Source organism: Azoarcus sp. Soil_N_20 (assembly GCF_057656155.1).
On record NZ_JBDGKX010000080.1, the window covers coordinates 1 to 261 of the forward strand.

Sequence of the window (261 nt, forward strand, 5' to 3'; positions counted from 1 at the left end):
GTGCGCGAGGCGCTCAAGCCCGAGACCGAACTCGGCTTCCACGGCCACCACAACCTCGCCATGGGCGTGGCCAACTCCATCGCCGCGATCGAAGTCGGTGCCACCCGCATCGACGCCGCTGCAGCCGGCCTCGGGGCCGGTGCCGGCAACACCCCGATGGAAGTGCTGGTCGCGGTGTGCGAGTTGATGGGCATCGAGACCGGCGTCGACGTGTTCAAGATCCAGGACGTCGCCGAAGACCTGGTGGTGCCGATCATGGAC

At 67.8% G+C, this 261-nt stretch carries 1 pseudogene; it reads left to right on the forward strand.

Going from position 1 to position 261, the window contains the following annotated elements:
- Nucleotides 1–261, forward strand: a pseudogene (locus AC3A35_RS27985) (4-hydroxy-2-oxovalerate aldolase); the annotation flags it as partial.